Annotated in this window: 13 protein-coding genes; 2 read left to right on the forward strand and 11 right to left on the reverse strand. The window is 70.8% G+C overall.

Annotated elements, in window-relative coordinates; genetic code table 11:
• Nucleotides 1-11: 11 nt before the first annotated feature.
• The 11 genes from ACFQW6_RS03840 to ACFQW6_RS03890 form a co-directional block, all read right to left on the reverse strand.
• Nucleotides 12-665 carry a hypothetical protein gene (locus ACFQW6_RS03840; protein ID WP_378541464.1) on the reverse strand — a complete coding sequence of 218 codons (654 nt, stop codon included), beginning with the start codon at nucleotides 663-665 and terminating at the stop codon, nucleotides 12-14.
• A gap of 90 nt (nucleotides 666-755) precedes the next feature.
• Nucleotides 756-1676: an NAD-dependent epimerase/dehydratase family protein gene (locus ACFQW6_RS03845; RefSeq protein WP_378541466.1), complete on the reverse strand. Its 921-nt coding sequence runs from the start codon at nucleotides 1674-1676 to the stop codon at nucleotides 756-758.
• Nucleotides 1677-1778: 102 nt separating this feature from the next.
• Nucleotides 1779-2792, reverse strand: a complete 1014-nt coding sequence (locus ACFQW6_RS03850) for a zinc-binding dehydrogenase (RefSeq protein WP_378541468.1) — start codon at nucleotides 2790-2792, stop codon at nucleotides 1779-1781.
• Nucleotides 2793-3018: 226 nt separating this feature from the next.
• Nucleotides 3019-3291 (reverse strand): heavy-metal-associated domain-containing protein, encoded by a 273-nt coding sequence (locus ACFQW6_RS03855; protein ID WP_378541470.1) that lies wholly within the window; start codon nucleotides 3289-3291, stop codon nucleotides 3019-3021.
• A 71-nt stretch (nucleotides 3292-3362) separates the two neighbouring features.
• Entirely contained in the window at nucleotides 3363-3797 is a 435-nt protein-coding gene (locus ACFQW6_RS03860; RefSeq protein ID WP_378541473.1) for a VOC family protein, read from the reverse strand.
• Nucleotides 3794-3958: a hypothetical protein gene (locus tag ACFQW6_RS03865; protein WP_378541475.1), complete on the reverse strand. Its 165-nt coding sequence runs from the start codon at nucleotides 3956-3958 to the stop codon at nucleotides 3794-3796. Before ACFQW6_RS03865 ends, ACFQW6_RS03860 begins: the two co-directional genes overlap by 4 nt.
• Before the next feature lie 337 nt (nucleotides 3959-4295).
• Entirely contained in the window at nucleotides 4296-7604 is a 3309-nt protein-coding gene (locus ACFQW6_RS03870) for a BTAD domain-containing putative transcriptional regulator (RefSeq protein WP_378541477.1), read from the reverse strand.
• A 174-nt stretch (nucleotides 7605-7778) separates the two neighbouring features.
• Nucleotides 7779-11108, reverse strand: coding sequence for a heavy metal translocating P-type ATPase (locus ACFQW6_RS03875; protein WP_378541479.1), 3330 nt, complete (start codon nucleotides 11106-11108; stop codon nucleotides 7779-7781).
• 625 nt (nucleotides 11109-11733) lie between these two features.
• Nucleotides 11734-11940, reverse strand: coding sequence for a heavy-metal-associated domain-containing protein (locus ACFQW6_RS03880; RefSeq protein WP_378541481.1), 207 nt, complete (start codon nucleotides 11938-11940; stop codon nucleotides 11734-11736).
• A 105-nt stretch (nucleotides 11941-12045) separates the two neighbouring features.
• Nucleotides 12046-13509 (reverse strand): MFS transporter, encoded by a 1464-nt coding sequence (locus ACFQW6_RS03885; RefSeq protein ID WP_378541483.1) that lies wholly within the window; start codon nucleotides 13507-13509, stop codon nucleotides 12046-12048.
• Between the two features lie 53 nt (nucleotides 13510-13562).
• The gene (locus tag ACFQW6_RS03890) at nucleotides 13563-13844 is read right to left on the reverse strand and encodes a cation transporter (protein WP_378541486.1); all 282 of its coding nucleotides are present in this window, start codon (nucleotides 13842-13844) and stop codon (nucleotides 13563-13565) included.
• 631 nt (nucleotides 13845-14475) lie between these two features.
• On the opposite strand from ACFQW6_RS03890, the gene ACFQW6_RS03895 reads away from it, so the two are divergent.
• Nucleotides 14476-15708: an alpha/beta hydrolase gene (locus tag ACFQW6_RS03895; RefSeq protein WP_378541487.1), complete on the forward strand. Its 1233-nt coding sequence runs from the start codon at nucleotides 14476-14478 to the stop codon at nucleotides 15706-15708.
• A 431-nt stretch (nucleotides 15709-16139) separates the two neighbouring features.
• Complete coding sequence (locus ACFQW6_RS03900) at nucleotides 16140-16652, forward strand: HD domain-containing protein (protein ID WP_378541489.1); 513 nt, start codon at nucleotides 16140-16142, stop codon at nucleotides 16650-16652.
• Nucleotides 16653-16763: the final 111 nt, after the last annotated feature.

Raw genomic sequence — 16763 nt, forward strand, 5'->3', positions numbered from 1 at the left:
GTCGTCGATCGTCAGTCGGTCTGGGGAACCCAGGGCGTCCACGCCCGCCGTGCGGTCAGGTGGTCCCAGACCGGCCGGCGGTACTCGCGGAACGGGCGGAGCTCCCCGGTGTTGACGGTCGACACGGCCACGCGCACGTCGTCCGCCTCGAAGCAGCCGTCGCGCTTGACGACGACGTACTCGAACCAGCGCAACCTGCTCTGCTTGTCGCTCCGGACGCCGGCGTCCGCGACGCAACGTCCCTCGGGTGAGTGGCTCCATGCCCGGACCCTCTGCTCGGCCCAGTCGGTGGTGGGGGCGAACCGGTAGTCACTCCAGAAGTCCATGAAGTGGCCGTACTCCGGGCCGTCGCGCGACTCGTCGATGTCGAGGTGGACGATGACCGCGCCGGTGGGGAAGGCGTAGGTCTCAGCGACGCCGGGGAAGGAGACCCGCACCCGCAGCCGGTCGGCACGGTTGACGACACGCACCTCGCGGATGTCGAGCTTCGGCTTGCGGACGTCGGCTGAATCGTCCGCGAACGACGCGCGCCCGAGCTGAGCAGCCGTGACTGACTCGGTCCGCGAGTGTGACACGGGAGCTTCTGCCGCGTGGACGTTCGGCGCGATGCCGAGGATGGCGAGCGCGATCGCGCCGACGAGTGGGACTGCGGGGGTGGTCTTCACGAGTTGTTCCTTCTGGGGAGTCGGGAGAGGCCGAGGCTCACGCGGATCGGTCGGGGTCTTGGTTGTGGACTGGTGCGTCGGACCGGCGCGTCAGGCCGGTCGCGCCACGGACGGACGTGCGGCGTAGGAGCCCTCGCGCAGGTCGTCGAGGAGCGTCGGTCGGGTCGGGCGCCAGCCGATACGACGGGCCCGAGCCCCTGACACGTGCTGGTTGAGGGCCAGCGCCTCGGCGAACGCCGGCCCGAGGGCCGCTGATGCGTCGCCGACCCGCCATGGGACTGCCCGGCCCGCACCACCGGCGGCGTCGTCAGCCGCTCGGCTGATCTGGACGACGGGCACCGACGTCTCGGCAACGGCGTGCAGGACGGTTCCCCCGGGGGCTCGGCCTACTGCAAGGACAACCAGGTCTGCCAGGTCCTCGACGTGCACGACGGCCCAGGACGGGGCCACGGAAGCGGCCACGAAGCGGCCATGGCCGTGCTCGCGGGCCCAGTCGACCATGAGGCGTGGGATGCCGCCCCCGCGGCCGTGCACGACACCGGCGCGCACGACGGCCCCTCGAGCGCTACTGGTCAGGACGGCGTGCTCGACGGCTTCGCGGCCGGCGACGATGCTGATCGGGTGCGCCGGGGAGTCCTCGTCGAGGAGGTCGCCTCCGGTCGACGGACCGAGGACCCAGGTGCCGCTGACGTAGACGAACGCACCGTCGGGGCGCATCCGATCGAGGAGAGCGGTCACGGCGTCGGTGTCCGCTGCCCAGTCACCGAGAGGAGCTCCGGCGTGCACGACAGCGTCGATGTCGGGCGTCACGGCAGCGCGGAGGGACGTGGTGTCGGTGAGGTCGCCGATGACGGCGTCGCGACGCGCAGGCTCGGTACGACCCCCCTCCGGAGCTTCCCGGGCGAGCGGTACGACGGTGTGGCCGGCCGCCTCGAGGGCGCGGCCCACGGCTCCGCCGATGTAGCCGGTGGCGCCGATCAGCAGGACCCTGAGCGAAGAGTTCGTGTTCATGGAACGAGGCTCCCTTCCGGTTGTTGGGTGGTCGTGGATGGCGTGTTGTGGGGTGGTTGCGACCGGCGTGCGGCAGGACCGGGTCGTGGTGGGACCGTCGCCTCAGGCACGGACGTCGAGGACGACCTTGCCGACGCGTTCGGCGGCGTCGAGGCGCGCGTAGGCGGCCCCGATCTCGCGGAGTGGGAACACACTGTCCACCCGCGGGGCCCAGCGACGGGCCCTCACCTGGGCGAGGAGTGCGTCGAAGTCGCGAGGGCTCCCCATCGACGAGCCCAGGACGTCGACCTGCTTCCAGTAGACCGACTGGACGTCGAGGGTCGCGACGGCCGCCGCCATCTTGCCCACGACCACGAGCCGGCCAGCGGAGCGGAGGTTCGCGACGAACGGGCCCCACAGCGTGCCGGTCGGGTCCAGCGCGAGGTCGGCGTGGCCGCCCGTGGCGGCCCGTAGCTGGTCGGCGACGTCGGCCGTCCTGCGGTCGACCGTTGCGGCAGCGCCGAGTTGCAGAGCCTCGGCCGCCTTGGCGCCGGAGGCCGTGACGGCCACGACCCGCGCGCCGGCCGCCGCGGCGATCTGGATGGCTGCGGTGCCGACTCCGGATGAGGCGGCTCCCACGAGCACCGTCTCGCCTTCGGCCAGGCGACCGCGGGTGACCAGTGCTCGCCATGCCGTGAGTCCGGCCATGGGCAGCGATGCGGCCTCCTCCCACGTGAGGTGCTGGGGCTTGGCGTGCAGGTTGGCGGCCGGGACGGCGACGTACTCGGCGTGCGTGCCGTGGGTGGGGGAGCCGAGGATCTCGTACTCGGGAGATGGGAAGCGCTCGTCCAGGCCCCAGTGCAGCGACGGGGAGACGATGACGTGGTCGCCGGCTGCCCAGCCCGTGGACGCGGGGACGTCCGGACCGAGCTCATGGACGACGCCCGCCCCGTCGGAGCCGAGGATCGCACCCGGGGCCTCCGATGTCCTCTGCTCCAACATCATGGCGTCGAGGCGGTTGAGGCTGGCGCGTTCCAGGCGTACGACGACCCAGTCGCCACTGGCGCGGGGACGGGGTACGTCCATGACACGGACCGGTGGTTCCTGCGGCTCGGTCCCGACTACGGCGGCTCTCATGGTTCTCCTCGGGGGTGTCGGCGCCTGCGCGTCAACAGCGGTCGGTGGACTTCAATGCGGGACGGTGGCGCGCCTGCGTCCACACCGTGGGCAGTAGCCGTGGCGGACGACATCGAGCTCCTGTCCGCACCAGCAGGCGCCGGCGCCTCCGGGATTCCGAGCCTCGGCCAGCGGTCTCGTGGTCGTGGTGGTCATGTGCATCGGTCTCGCCGCCTCTCGATCCGGCTCAGCGCATGGATTCGGTCAGCCAGCCCCGCTGGTACCAGCGGGTGACGGACGGGCTGCGGTGCGCGGCGCGGTCGGAGGCGATCTCGTAACCGGCTCCGGTGAGAGCGCGCGTGATGAGCGGCAGGAGTCCGGCTCCGCCGCGGACGACGATGTCCCCCGTGCCAGCGGCCGTGGCGTCGGTGACGCCAGCCAGACGGCGTAGGCGGGACTCGAGACGGTGGGCGCGGCTCGCGTCCGACGAGCCGTTGATCTGGAGGTGGTAGGTGGTCATGGCCGTGCTCCTTCGGGTTGTCGTGGTGGGTGGTGGTGGGCGGTCCGGGACGCGCACTCGCGAGCGGGCGCCTAGACAGCCCCGTGGCTCGGTGCGAGCTCCTCGAACAGGGTGAGTTGCAGCCCCGCGGGTCCGCTGAGGCGCGAGTTCAGCGAGTCCCACGGCGTCTGCGTCGGTGGGGCGATCAGGTCGGCGCCCGCATCGGTGAGCCGGCTGGTCGCACCCTCGGCGTCATCCACCTCGAAGGCCACCCGGAGCCGGGGGCTCACGCGGCGGCCGACCTCGACGTGGTCGATGAGATCGACCTGCTGGGGCGTGCTCAGCTCGAGAGTGGCGCGGCCGACGTCCAGGATGGTCACGCGAGCACCGTCGCCGCTGTCGACGAAGAGTTCCTCCCGAGCACCGAGCACGTCGCGGTAGAACGCGACGGCCGCGTCGTGGTCCGGTGTCTCGACGACCAGGCGCATCTGCAGGACCCGCGGCGTCTTCGGGTCGTTGGCACTCATGACACCGACCGCACGACGGTGGTCTGGTACTGGCCGTTCCGGTAGGTCAGCAGTCGCAGCGGCTGACCGGAGAAGTCGCCGGCGTAGTACCCGTTGTGAGGGTGGCGGGGGCGGGCGTAGTAGGTCCCGGACTCTTCCTCGATGATCCTTGACGAAGCCATGTCGTCCACTTCCTTCGGGTGATCCGAGAACGTCTTGGTGTCTGGGTCGACCCTGCGACCGCGGGCTTGCCCCGCTCTGTCCGAGCGCTGTCCGCCGCTGGGGTCAGGCGACAGCGCGCACGGACCCGCGCGAAGGGGGCTTGGGCTCGGCAGCACCACTGCGCGAGCAACGGCACCCGTGCAAGGCGGGGTCCAGCCGACCTCCAGCTCGAGCCCGACCAGACGGTCGAGCTCGCCCTTCGCGGAGCGTCATTCACGGAGGGGGCAACGAGGTGGCGGTAGCAACTCCCAGGCGCCCCTGCCCGAGGGTGCGCGTTACGTTGCTACGTTCCGCACGTCAGGACGCGTGGAAGTGCTCAAGATCGGCACGCTCGTGCGGTGGTGCCGGCCGGTGGAACCGTTCACGGAGTCCAGCCGCTTCGCTGAATCGCGCGGTGGCCGTGTCCCGGTCACCCGTAGCGAACGCCAGCCGAGCGAGCCCCTCGAGAGCAGAGGCAGTGACACTCGGCTCGCCGAGCCGGCGACCCACTCCCAGCGCTTCCTGGTATCGCGTCTCGGCTTCGACGAGGTCGCTGTGGGCTTCGTGGCAGCGCCCCAGTGCTGCGAGCGTGATTCCTTCGTAGACGGGAGTGCCAAGGTCGATGAACGCGTCCTTGGCGACGGCGTAGTGCCGCGTGGCTCGGTCCCAGTCCTTCTGCACGTGGGCGAGGAGGCCGTACCCGTAGCCGGCGAGTACCTCGCCTGCGCCGTCACCGATCTCGCGGGACGCAGCTGCTGCCTCGTCGAACAGCCGGCGTGCCGCGTCGTGGTCTCCGAGGTGGACCTGTTCGATGGCGAGATCCGCGAGCGCCCACTGGGCGGTGTTCCACAGTCCGGCGCCTCGTGCGACGTCGATGGCTTCTTCCAGGGCGGGGGCTGCATCGGAGAACCGGCCGAACTGCCGGAGCCCCCATCCGAGGTGGTACAGGGTGGCGGAGAGACCCCAGGCGTCGTCGAGCTGACGGAACGCGACGGCGGTGGTGCGGCCGACGCGGACGGCGGTCTCGACGTCGCCGGTCTTGATGGCCGTCTCCATGCGGACGAACCCGATGACGGCGGGTCCCCACGGGTCGCCGTCGCCGTCGAACTGCTCTTCTGCGGCTGCCAGCAGCGCCTGCGATCGGTCCGGGTACGCGCCGGTGACACCTTCGACGGCGAGGAGGACTCGGGACAGGGCAGCGTGCCAGGTGTCGCCGAGCTCCTCGAACAGGCCCAGGCTCTCTTCTGCTGCTTCGGCGCACCGAGGGTTGGGGTGAACCAAGCAGCCGCGCGGCCGTTCCACAATGGAGACCGCTTGCAGGGCCAGCGCCCGCGCTGCCGGTGACCCGTCGTGGCTGCCGACCAGCCGGGACAGCACCTGACGGCCCTCCAGGTGACGGCCGAGGTGCCAGAACATGCCGAGGGAGCCGGCCATCGTCAACGCGGCGTCGCGGTCTCCGTCGGGGCCTTCGAGGAACGTCAGGGCGGCGCGGATGTTGGGCTGCTCGTCGTGCAGCACCCGCAGGGTTTGGCGTTGCTCATGACCCCGCAACCCGACTTCGGCGTGCTCGACGACGCTCTGGAAGTAGGCGGCGTGGCGACGTGCCACTTCGACCGCCTGCCCGGCCGCCTGGAGTCGTTCGGCGGCGTACTGCCGCAGTGTCTCCAGCATCCGGTACCGGGTGGTGGGGCCGGGCTCGACGACGACCATGGACCGTTCGACGAGCCGGCCGACGGTGTCGAGGACTGCTCCGGGTAGCGCACCTTGGTCTGCGACGACCTCTTCAGCTGACGTCAGGGTCCAGCCGCCCTGGAAGACCGAGAGCCGGTCGAACACCCGTTGTTCGGTCTCCGACAGCAGCTGGTAGCTCCAGTCGACGGTGGCGCGCAGGGTCTGCTGCCGCTCCTCGGCGGTGCGGGCGCCTGAGGTGAGGAGCGTGAACCGGCTTCCGAGCCGCATGGACACCTCGACGGGCGAGAGGGTCGAGACCCGGGCAGCGGCGAGCTCGAGGGCGAGTGGGATGCCGTCGAGGGAGCGGCTGATGTCGCCGATGGCGGACAGGTTGTCGGCGTCGAACAGCAACCCCGGGCGTACGGCGCGGGCTCGTTCGGCGAACAGCTGCGCCGCTGGGTAGCCGAGGACCTCGCCCGGCGAGGAGTCCTCGGGGGGCGTTTCCAGCGGGCCCACGGTTACCTGCACCTCGTCGGGGATGGCAAGCGCTTCACGGCTCGTGGTGATGACGGTGACGTGGGGGCAGCGGCTGAGGATGTCGTTGACGAGGACGGCGGCGGCGTCCACGACGTGCTCGCAGTTGTCGACGAGCAGCAGCATGTGACGCTGGGTGAGGAACGAGATGAGCCGGTCTCGCAGGTCGCGGGTCGCGGCGGCGCCGTCGAGCGGCATCCCGAGGGCGTCAGCGAACGCGACCGGCACCTGGTCGGGGGTGGTGACCGACGCCAGCCTCACCCCGAACGCGCCGTCTGGGTAGTTCGCTGACGCGCGGGCGACCGTGGCGAGCGCCAGCGACGTCTTGCCGGCGCCACCGGCGCCGATGAGGGACAGCAGCCGCACGCCGCCGAGGAGCTCGGCGATGGAGTCGAGCTGGGCGTCACGACCGATGAGTGGACGCAGGACGGTCGGCAGGTTGGTCGGCGCCGTCCGGTCCTCGTCCGCCCGCGAGCGGTGTACCGGCATCGTGAGCGACACGGTGGGTTGCCCGACCGGTGCAGCAGCCGACTGGCTTCTAAGGTCGCTAGGGGCGTCAGGTGCCTCGACATGCCGCTCCTCGGTCGAGGCGCTTGATGCGGTCGCGGAGGCAGGGATCATGTCGTGTTGAGCGCCGAGGGCGGCATCTTGGCGCAGTACGCGTTCGTGCAGGGACCGCAGCGACACCGACGGTTCGAGGCCGAGGTCCTCGTCGAGGACCTCACGGGTGCGGGTGTACACCTCGAGGGCATCGGCTTGGCGGCCGCTGCGGTACAGCGCGAGCATCAACAACCCGACCAGCGACTCCAACGTCGGGTCGTGGGCGACGAGCGGCTCGAGATCGCTGACGACTTCCTGGTGGCGACCGAGCGCCAGCGCGAGCTGGGCGCGTTCTGTCATCGCCGTCAGCCGGAGCTCGGTGAGGCGGGCGGCCTCGGCCGCGGCCCATCGTTCGACCGCGAAGTCGCTGAGCGGGTCGCCGCGCCACAACGCCAGCGCGTCGTCGAAAGCCTGCACGTGGGCCGGCTGGATGCCGCCGTTGTCGGCTGCGTTCGCGGCGGCTGTGCGCGCGGCGCGGATACGTTCGGCGAAGTCGAGCGCGTCCACCGCGCCTGGGTCGATGCTGGCGCGATAACCGACTCCTTCGCGGGTGACGACGTCGCCGACGCCGATGGCCTTGAGGGCGCGACGGAGCTTGGAGACGCGGATCTGCAGCGCGTTCATCGGGTCGACGGGCAGGCTCGACTCCGACCAGAGCCGGTCGACCAGCATGGTGGCTGGGATGGTGCGGCCGGGTGCGAGGAGGAGCTGGGCGAGCAGGGCGCGTTCGGCGGTGCCGGGAAGCTTCGCGGGCGTCCCGTCGACACTGACCTCCATCGGCCCGAGCAGCCTGTAGCGCACGTCGTTCACTGCCGTTCCCATCCGCGAGTCGACCTCCATCGTGCCCCGCGGAAACGGCGGCGAGCAACAAACCAAACGGGTCACGTTCTGGCCGTCCACCCCTGCTCCGCAACGAACGGGCACCGATGTTCAGCTGTACAGAAGATGCCGCCGGCCCGCCCGGGGGTGGGGCGGGCCGACAGCGGTAAGGGTGGTTCAGGACGCGTCGACGGTGAACGGCACCGTGATGACATTGCCGTCAGCCAGCCGGAACTGGCCCCACAGCTGGTAGAGACCGGGGGTGTCGAACTCGGCGTGCACGTCGAGCTCCGGGCCGAACGTCTGCCCGGGCAGAGCGAACACGGTGCGTCCCTGGGCGTCCTCGACCTCGGCGTGCTCGTGGGCGAACGTCTGCGCGCCGGACTTCATCACCACGACATGTCCGGCCGCGGCAAGGTACGGCTGCAGGTTGTCGACCGGCTCGCCGGTGGTTGCGTCACTGAACGCGAAGTGCAGGTCGCTGGGTCCGCCGACGGCTGCTGCTCCGCCGAGCTCGACCTCGATGCCGTCCACGACCACGGTCCGCGGGCCAGCGGACAAGGTGACCGGCCGCGGCGAGTCACCGGCGATGGTGACCAGCTGACGCTGGTGCACGTCGGCCATCTCGCCCTGCTGACGGAACTCGGTGTTCACCACGTACGTCCCGGCAGTCGGGAACGTCACCTCGACCTCCAGCTCACCCGGGCGTCCGGTCGGTTCGGGGTGCACGTGGGCGAACGTGCCGAGGTCGGCGCGAGTGGCGATGAGGTGCATCCACGCCTCGTGGCTGCGGGTCACGTCCGTGATGGGCTCACCGGTCTCGGTGTCGACCACGGTCGCGGTGACCGTCGTCGGGACGCCGGGGCGGGTCGTGTCGGGCACGCGCAGCTGAACGTCGAACCCGGCCTCGGCGGCCTCGGTCGGGGGGACTTCGGCGGTCATCATCGTGGACATCGCCGGCCGCATCGGCATCCCGGTGGTCTGCATCCACGCCAGCGTGCCGTTCATGCCGCGCTCGGCGAAGTCCATCCGGCTCACCGCGGTGAGCGTCCCACCGATGGTCAGAGCCACGGCCGCGACCGCGACCAGGTAGGCGTACTGGCCGACCCGTTCCTTCACCGGCGGGTGCAGGATCTCCTTCACCGTCTCCGGGCGGCGGAACCGGCGCAGCCGCAGCGCGTTCGACAGGACGGCGACGGAGCTCATCGCCATCGCCGCGGACGCGAGCACCGGGTCGAGCAGCAGCTCGTTCCACCAGTACAGGGCACCGGCGGCCACCGGGATGAGCAGGATGTTGAACAGGAACGCCCAGACCAATCCTTGCTTCATCGTGGTCACCGTGCGCCGTGACAGGGCGATCGCGGAGACGATGCTGCGAAGGTCGCCGCCGATGAGGGTGATGTCGGAGGCGGCGATGGCGACGTCGGCGCCGGTGCCGATGGCGATGCCGAGGTCGGCCTGGGCGAGGGCGCCGGCGTCGTTGATGCCGTCGCCGGCCATCGCCACCACGTGCCCCTGCTCCTGGAGCCGGGCCACGGCGGCGGCCTTGTCGGCCGGCAGCACGTCAGCCAGGACGCGGGTGATGCCGACCTGAGCGGCGACGGCGTGTGCGGTGGGCCCGTTGTCGCCGGTGATCATCCACACCTCGAGCCCCAGTGCCTCGAGTTGGGCGATGGCCTCGTGAGACTCGTCCTTGACGGTGTCCGCGACGGTGACGACTGCGGCGAGTCGGTCGTCGACGGCCACGTACATCGGCGTCTCACCGCGGCCCGCGGCGGCGTCCGCCTTGGCGGTCATGGCCGGGTCCTCTTCGATGCCGGCGCGCTGCATCATCGCGCGGTTGCCGACGCGGATCCGGTGCCCGTCGGCGCGTGCGTCCAGTCCGTGTCCCGGGACGGCGTCGAACGAGTCCAGGGGCGGCACGGTGAGGCCGGCGGTGCGGGCGTGGGCGGTGATGGCCTGGGCGATGGGGTGCTCGCTGCCGCCCTCGGCCGCCGCGACCAGCGCCAGGACGCGGTCGTCGTCGAACGCGTCGGGGGTGTGGATGGCGGTCAGGGCGGGCTTGCCTTCGGTGATGGTGCCGGTCTTGTCGAGCACGACCGCCGTGAGGCGGCGAGCCTGCTCGAGGGCTTCACCGTTGGAGATGAGGATGCCGAGCTCGGCAGCGCGGCCGGTGCCGACCATGACCGCGGTCGGCGTTGCCAGCCCCAGGGCGCAGGGGCAGGCGATGATGAGGACGGCGATGCTGGTGGTGATGGCCATGGTCATGTTCTCGGTGGCCGGCCCGAAGACTGCCCACAGGACGAACGTCGCGAACGCCGCGATGATGACCGCCGGGACGAAGATCGACGAGACCTTGTCGGCGAGGCGCTGCATGGGCACCTTGGAGCCTTGGGCGTCCTCGACGAGGCGGATGATCTGGGCCAGAGCCGTGTCGTCACCGACGGCAGTGACCTGGATCTGCACCGACCCGGTGGTGTTCACGGTGGCGCCGATGACGGGGTCACCGGCGGTCTTGTCGACCGGGAGGCTCTCGCCGGTCAGCATGGACTCGTCCACCGCGGTGGTGCCGGAGACGACAACGCCGTCGACGGGGATCTTCTCGCCGGGCCGGATGCGAATGACGTCGCCGACAACGACGTCCTCGACGGGAACGTCGACCTCGACGCCGTCGCGGACGACTCGGGCGGTCTTCGGTGCCAGCCCGACCAGGGCGGTGACCGCTGCGGCGGTGGCCTTCTTGGCCCGGGCTTCCATCCACTTCCCGGCCAGGACCAGGGCGACGATGATGAGCGATGTCTCGTAGTAGACGTGCAGGGGCAGTCCGGCCTGTTCGGCGAGGGCGGGCCACAGGGTGACGAAGGTGCTGTAGCCCCACGCCACTCCGGTGCCGAGCGCGACGAGCGTGGTCATGTTGGTCGTGCGGTGCTTGGCGGCGGCCCACGCGGAGGCGTAGAGGCTCTTGCCGGCCCACCACTGGACGGCGGTGGCGACGACGAGGATGACCGGCATCAGCCAGTCCATCGTGTCGATGTACAGCGGGACGTACATGAGGCCCATCAGGCCCAGGCCGACCGCGAGTGAGGTCTGCCACTTGCGCTTCAAGCGCGACAGCTCCCGGTCGCGCGCCCCACCCGCGTCGCCCGTCGAGGCAGACTCCGCGGCACCGGGGTCGCCGCTGGTGCCCCCGGTGGTCCCCGTGGCCTGGTGGCGCGGGGTCGCGGAGTAGCCGGCCCGGACGACGGCACCGGTGAGGTCGTCGAGGCGGACGAGGTCCGGGTCGTAGGTGACGGAGGCGACCTCGGTGGCCAGGTTCACCCGCGCGTCCGCGACACCGTCGAGCTTGAGGAGCGCCTTCTCGATGCGGCCCACGCACGAGGCGCAGGTCATGCCACCGACCTCGAGGGTGCACATCTCACTGTGCGAGGCGCCCTGCGGGTCGACGGTGCTGCCGGCTGGGTCGGGCAGGGTGCCGGGCGTGGCGTGCGGTGAGGCGGTGGTGGTCATGACGAGCTCCCTGGGTGCAGTGAGGTCTGATGTGTCGAGGCTGTTCGCGAGCTCTGTCCGCCCGCTGTCCATCCGGTGTGCGGCGCTACCGGCGCCGGTCGAGCACGACCAAGTCAGCGGACGGCGAGGTGGGCGCTTCGCTGGGCGCGGTCGGCCTCGAACTGGCCGGCAAACCCACGCGGCGTCGGACTGGACGAACCCGAGCAGCCCTGAACCGCGGGGTGTGTTGCCACGGCAGCCCGACGAAGGCGAGGCCGGGGGTGGCGGTGATGCCGCGTTCGTGACGTGGGCGGCCCTGCTCGTCGAACGCGTCAGGAACGGCCACCCAGGAGTAGTAGGCGCGGAACCCGGTCGCCCACACCACGGCTGAGGCGCGGACCGCCGTGCCTTCCTGGAACGCGACCTGGTTGCCGGTGCGGAGACGAGCCGGGGTCGGATCTCGTGCTGACGGCTCGGAAGGGCGTACCGGCGGATCGGCGAGGTCCAAGGGTCAGAGGGACCGGCGCGCGGGCTGCCGGTGCGGGCCGCGGGGACGGCGCCGGGAGGAAGGTCAGTTCTGGGACGGGCGTGGAAACCGCGCCCCGGTGAAGAGGGGGTCCGCCACCGGGGCGCGGCGCTTGGGGGGTCAGGCCAGCGCGTAGCCGGCTTCTTCGACCGCGTCGCGGAGCGCCGTGGCGGGCACCGGCTGCTCAGCGGTGACGCGGACGATGCCGCTGGCCAGGTCGACATCGACGCCGGTGACGCCGTCGATGGCGCTGATCTCGGTGCGTACGGAGCGAGCGCAGTGGTCGCAGGTCATCCCGACGACGTCGTGGGTCTCGATGAAGCTCATGGCAGTTCCTCCTGTGTGTTTGCCCCTTGGGTCGCCCGAGGGGTGGGTGGGTGCCGGTGGTGTCCGGCGGGTGTCAGGGCCGGCAGGTCGCCGGCCCTCACGGGCTCATGCGGCGGCGCGCTCGTGCTCACCGGTGCTGGTGGGCTCGGCGCTCTCCGGGGCCGCCTGCGGGGTCCGCAGCCACGCCCAGGCGATGACGGCGCCAACAGCGGCGATGGCGGCCGCTCCCAGCAGGCCGGCGGAGAATCCGTCGGTCAGGGCTCTCACGTTCCCGGCCTGGTCGGAGCCGAAGACGGTGGCGACCGCGGTCATGGCGGCCAGGCCGAGGGCGGACCCGACCTGGTAGTTCGTGTTGACGATGCCGGCAGCCAGGCCACCCTCCTCGGGAGCCGCGGCGGACAGCGCCATGCCGAGCGACGGGATGAACGCCATCGCCATTCCGGCGGCGGCGACAAGGCTGGCGGGTAGCACGTCGACGGTGAAGCTGCCGGCGGGGCGGATGAACGACAGCCACACCAGACCGGCCGCGAGGGTCGCCAGTCCGGCGACGGTCATCGCCTTCGGGCCGAATCGGGCGATGAGGCGCGGCGCGGCCACGATCATCCCCACCATGATGGTCACGGTCAGCGGCAGCAGCGCCGCACCGCTGGCGAACGCTCCCAGTCCGAGGACCTGCTGCAGGTACAGGTTGAGGAAGAAGAACATCGGAATCCATGCGGCGCCGAGCATGAACTGGGCGGCATTGGAGGCCGCGAGGTTCGGGGCGGTGAAGATGCCGAGCCGCATCAGGGGCTCTCGCAGCCGAGCCTGCATGACGACGAACAGTCCCAGCAGCGCCAGTCCGCCGAGCCCGGCGATCAGGGTCGAGGCTGAGGTCCATCCCGCCTGAGGGGCACGAACGACGGCGAACACGACCGCCGCGAGTCCGGCGGTCACGGTGACGGCGCTGGTGATGTCCAGAGAGCCCCGGCGGGTCGGGCCGGCCGGCATCACCGAGCGGGTGAGCGCGACGACGATGACGGCGAGGGGGACGTTGATGAAGAACACCCACGGCCAGGAGGCGTACTCGGTGAGGACGCCGCCGAGGAAGACGCCGGCGGTGCCTCCGGCGGGTGCTGCGGCGCCGTACAGCGCCAGTGCCTTGGTGAGCTCCTTGGGTGAGGAGCCGAAGGTCATGAACAGCAACGTCAGCGCGGCCGGTGCGATGAGCGCGGACCCAGCGCCTTGGACGGCGCGGCCGGCGAGCTCGACGGGCACGTTGCCGGCGAACCCGGCCATCAGGGAGCCGACGGCGAGGATGGCCCAGCCGAGGCTGAAGATTCGACGGGCGCCGAACAGGTCCGAGAGCCGACCGCCGAGCAGGAGCAGGCCACCGAACGCGACGACGTAGGCGTTGAAGACCCAGCTCAGCCCCTGCGAGGAGAAGCCGAGGTCTTGCTGCATCTTCGGCAGTGCGACGCCGATGATGGAGGTGTCCATGATGACCATGAACTGGGCCGCGGCGATGACACCGAGAGCAAGCCAGCGGCGGCTGCTTCGGGCTTCCGCGGTGGAAGACGTAGGAGACATGACGTGCCCTTTCGTGGTGACGGACCAGCCGTGACCGGCTGTGGCCACCACGGTCACTGCGACGGCTTGCCGACTGCTGTCTCACCGCTGTCGCCGCCCATGCGGCCGGATCGGGTGTCGTCGAGTCGGGTGTCGTCGACTCGGGCTCGGTAGCTGGTGCCGGCGAGCGCGGCGAGCACGTCTGCGGCCTGCATGGACCCCGTCAGACGGACGACGCAGTCACCGGCGTTCGCGCTGACCGTCTCCACCCCGGCGACGTCACGGACCAGCGCGGTCACTTCACGCACGCAGCGGCGGCAGCTCATGCCGCCGACGAACAGGTTCAGCTGACCCATACCGGCTCTCACCTCCGGAGACTCCTTTGGCTTGGACACCGCTCACTCTGCGCTGCCGCGCTGTCCGCACGCTGTCCACCCAAGTCCACCGGCTGGCCTGTCCTGCGCGTGTCACAGGCGAACGGGGCCCCGTGTTGCGTGGCCGCGAGCCCAGCACCCGGTTCGGATTCACGCCGAGAACAGAAGCGCGACAGCACGCCTCGCTTGAGTCCCCACTTCCTGCCCGATGGGCCGCCCTCGATGACGGTCACGGCGTTCGGCGAATGCACCTCCTGGAGCCGAGGCCGCGCCGCATTCCCGACACTGCCGGAGCGGACAGTGCCCGGACAGAAGCAGGCAAGGCCGCCAGCCGAACCTGAACGCAGCCGCCGGCCCGTAACCCCTGAGGCCCGCCCCAGACAGCGAAGGAAGTGCGTTCGAGATGGCTGCTTCACCGCCTACCGAAGAGGCTGGCCGACGGGCCTCGCCCGACGTGATCCACGAAACTACTTCTCGGCACGAGACCGCGCGCGAACCGCGACGAAACCGCCGGAACCAGCCATCCAGCCCGCAGCAGCCGAAGGGACGCCTCGGCCGGATCGTCTCGGGCTCGCTGGCGAGCGGACTCCTTTCCGCGGGGGTCCTTGTCGCGATGCCGTTCATCCCGGCCGAACCGAGCGAGCTCACCGGAGCGGTGCTCAGCGGCTTCGCCCTGGGTTGGGCGATGCTGGGTGTCCTTTCGGTCCGGTTCACCGACCAACCCCAGCGATGGGCGTGGGCCCCGGCCACGGTCCTGGGCCTTGGCGGGCTGAGCCTCATCGCTGTCGGTCAAGGCGCGCACGACGCGCTCGGTTGGGTGTGGCCGCCGGTCACGTTCGCGCTCGCGGTCTGGATGGTGGCGCGCATCAGACGCGACATGGGCAGCCGGTTCGCGCGCTGGCTCCTCTACCCGGTAGTTGTGCTGCTCGCCGTCGTCTCGGTCGGAGCCGGCACGGAAACGGTGCGCTCCCGGACGGCACCGGACCACGCGATGCCGGGCCAGCTGGTCGACGTGGGAGGACACCGCCTGCACCTGCACTGCACCGGCTCCGGCAGGCCGACCGTCGTCCTCGAACCGGGCGCCGGCATGTCGTCCTCGACGATGGGCTGGATAGCGCCCGCCGTCGCCCGCGACACCCGCGTCTGCGTCTACGACCGTGCTGGCCGCGGATGGAGCGACCCCACCGACACCACCCAGGACGCCATCCAGATCGCCACCGATCTGCACACCCTGCTCCAGCGCGCGAACGTGCCCGGACCGTACGTGCTGGCCGGTCACTCCTTCGGCGGGCTCTATGCACTCACCTTCGCCGCCCAGTACCCCGGCGAGGTTGCCGGCATGGTGCTGATCGACTCCACGGCACCCGTCTCGGCGCCGACCCCGACCGGGCGACCCGACCGCTCCTACGACCCGATGGACCGCCTCTCAGCGCTCCTGTCGAGCACCGCGCGGTTCGGTCTCATGCGGCTCATCGTCGGCCTCAGCGGCGACACGCTGCCGCCCGACTCAGAAGATGCAGAACGCGCCAGCCTCGCAACGAGCGAGCACCTGCGCAGCACCATCGACGAGTACCGCCAAGGTGGCTCCTCGGCCAGGGAGGCCTCTGCGCTCACCACCTTCGACGACCGGCCCCTGTTCGTGCTGACTGCCGGCGAAGGCAGCAGCCCGGGATGGATGCCGAAGCAGGACAAGCTGGCTGCCCTGTCCACCAACAGTGCGCACCACGTCGTCGAGGGCGCCGCCCACGCCGACCTTGCCGTGGACGAGCGTGCCGCCGCCACCACGAGCCAGGCGATCCGCGACGTCGTCTCCTCCGTACGAACCGGGCAGCCGCTCAAGCAGTGAGCCCAGCATCGGAAGTCCCGGTCGGGACACCCGGTCGAGCCCGACCTCCCACTTGAGACCCGAACGAAACGCGCCCGACTGAGCGCTCACCCAGGAGCTGAGACATCATGTCCCTATTCAGCAACCCCCGCACCGCCAGCCAGACGCGCAACTGTCACGACGATGCCGAGCCAGGCACCCGCCGGAGCGCCGCCAAGGTCGGCACCGTCGCCTGGACGCACGACACCCGGGGATGGCTCAGCGCCTCCGAACGACGCGAACTGCTGCGCCCCCTGGCGGCAGCGCACCTGCGAAACGCCGTCGGCCGAACCCAACGGGCGCTGCACCTGCACCCCGGCCGTCACGAGAACGTGGCGCCGGAGCGCCTCGAGCCCCCGCGCACCGTGCTCGCTCGACGCGCCGAGGAGGCAGCGGCTCGACGGCTACCGCCGGTGCTCCTCCACCACAGCCGGCGCACGTTCCGCTTCGGGTTGGCACTGGGTGTCGTGACCGGCATCGAGGTCGACGAGGAGCTCCTGTACGCGGCAGCCATGCTGCACGACACCGGCCTCCTGACGTCGTCCGGAGACGCCGACTTCACGCTGGAAAGCACCCGCGTGGCTCGTGAGGTGGCCGACGAGGTGGGCCTGTCACAGGAGGCCACCACCATCGTGCTCGACGCCATCACTCTGCATCACAGCCCGGGTGTCGGACCAGAGCATGGGGCCGTGGCCCGACTGCTCTCGGCGGGAGCGGCCGCGGACGTCACCGGGCTGCACACCTGGCAGCTTCCTGACACCTTGCTGACCGACACCGTGATGCTGCACCCCCGGGAGGGTTTCAAGGGCGCCTTCACACAAGCGTTTCGAGACGAGGCGGACCGAGTCCCGAAGGGACGCGCGCGTTTCCTGCACCGTTACGGCGCCTTCGCTGCAGCCGTCCGACTCGCGCCGTTTGCTGAGTAGCCACGCCATCGCCGACGCGACCATACAACCGCCGGAACCGGCAGGTCGTACGGTGGCTTCTGCAGGTCAGAGGCGGTGTCCTTCGGCCACTGACCGACCTACGAGACCGCT

The sequence above is a fragment of the Nocardioides sp. GCM10028917 genome (assembly GCF_042666175.1).
In the GTDB taxonomy this organism is placed as follows: Bacteria; Actinomycetota; Actinomycetes; order Propionibacteriales; family Nocardioidaceae; genus Nocardioides.

Coding starts and splice junctions, on each gene's coding strand:
- ACFQW6_RS03845 (WP_378541466.1), bottom strand. CDS start 1,676: ATGAACACGAACTCTTCGCTCAGGGTCCTGCTGATCGGCGCCACCGGC.
- ACFQW6_RS03850 (WP_378541468.1), bottom strand. CDS start 2,792: ATGAGAGCCGCCGTAGTCGGGACCGAGCCGCAGGAACCACCGGTCCGT.
- ACFQW6_RS03855 (WP_378541470.1), bottom strand. CDS start 3,291: ATGACCACCTACCACCTCCAGATCAACGGCTCGTCGGACGCGAGCCGC.
- ACFQW6_RS03860 (WP_378541473.1), bottom strand. CDS start 3,797: ATGAGTGCCAACGACCCGAAGACGCCGCGGGTCCTGCAGATGCGCCTG.
- ACFQW6_RS03865 (WP_378541475.1), bottom strand. CDS start 3,958: ATGGCTTCGTCAAGGATCATCGAGGAAGAGTCCGGGACCTACTACGCC.
- ACFQW6_RS03870 (WP_378541477.1), bottom strand. CDS start 7,604: ATGGGAACGGCAGTGAACGACGTGCGCTACAGGCTGCTCGGGCCGATG.
- ACFQW6_RS03875 (WP_378541479.1), bottom strand. CDS start 11,108: ATGACCACCACCGCCTCACCGCACGCCACGCCCGGCACCCTGCCCGAC.
- ACFQW6_RS03880 (WP_378541481.1), bottom strand. CDS start 11,940: ATGAGCTTCATCGAGACCCACGACGTCGTCGGGATGACCTGCGACCAC.
- ACFQW6_RS03885 (WP_378541483.1), bottom strand. CDS start 13,509: ATGTCTCCTACGTCTTCCACCGCGGAAGCCCGAAGCAGCCGCCGCTGG.
- ACFQW6_RS03890 (WP_378541486.1), bottom strand. CDS start 13,844: ATGGGTCAGCTGAACCTGTTCGTCGGCGGCATGAGCTGCCGCCGCTGC.
- ACFQW6_RS03895 (WP_378541487.1), top strand. CDS start 14,476: ATGCCGTTCATCCCGGCCGAACCGAGCGAGCTCACCGGAGCGGTGCTC.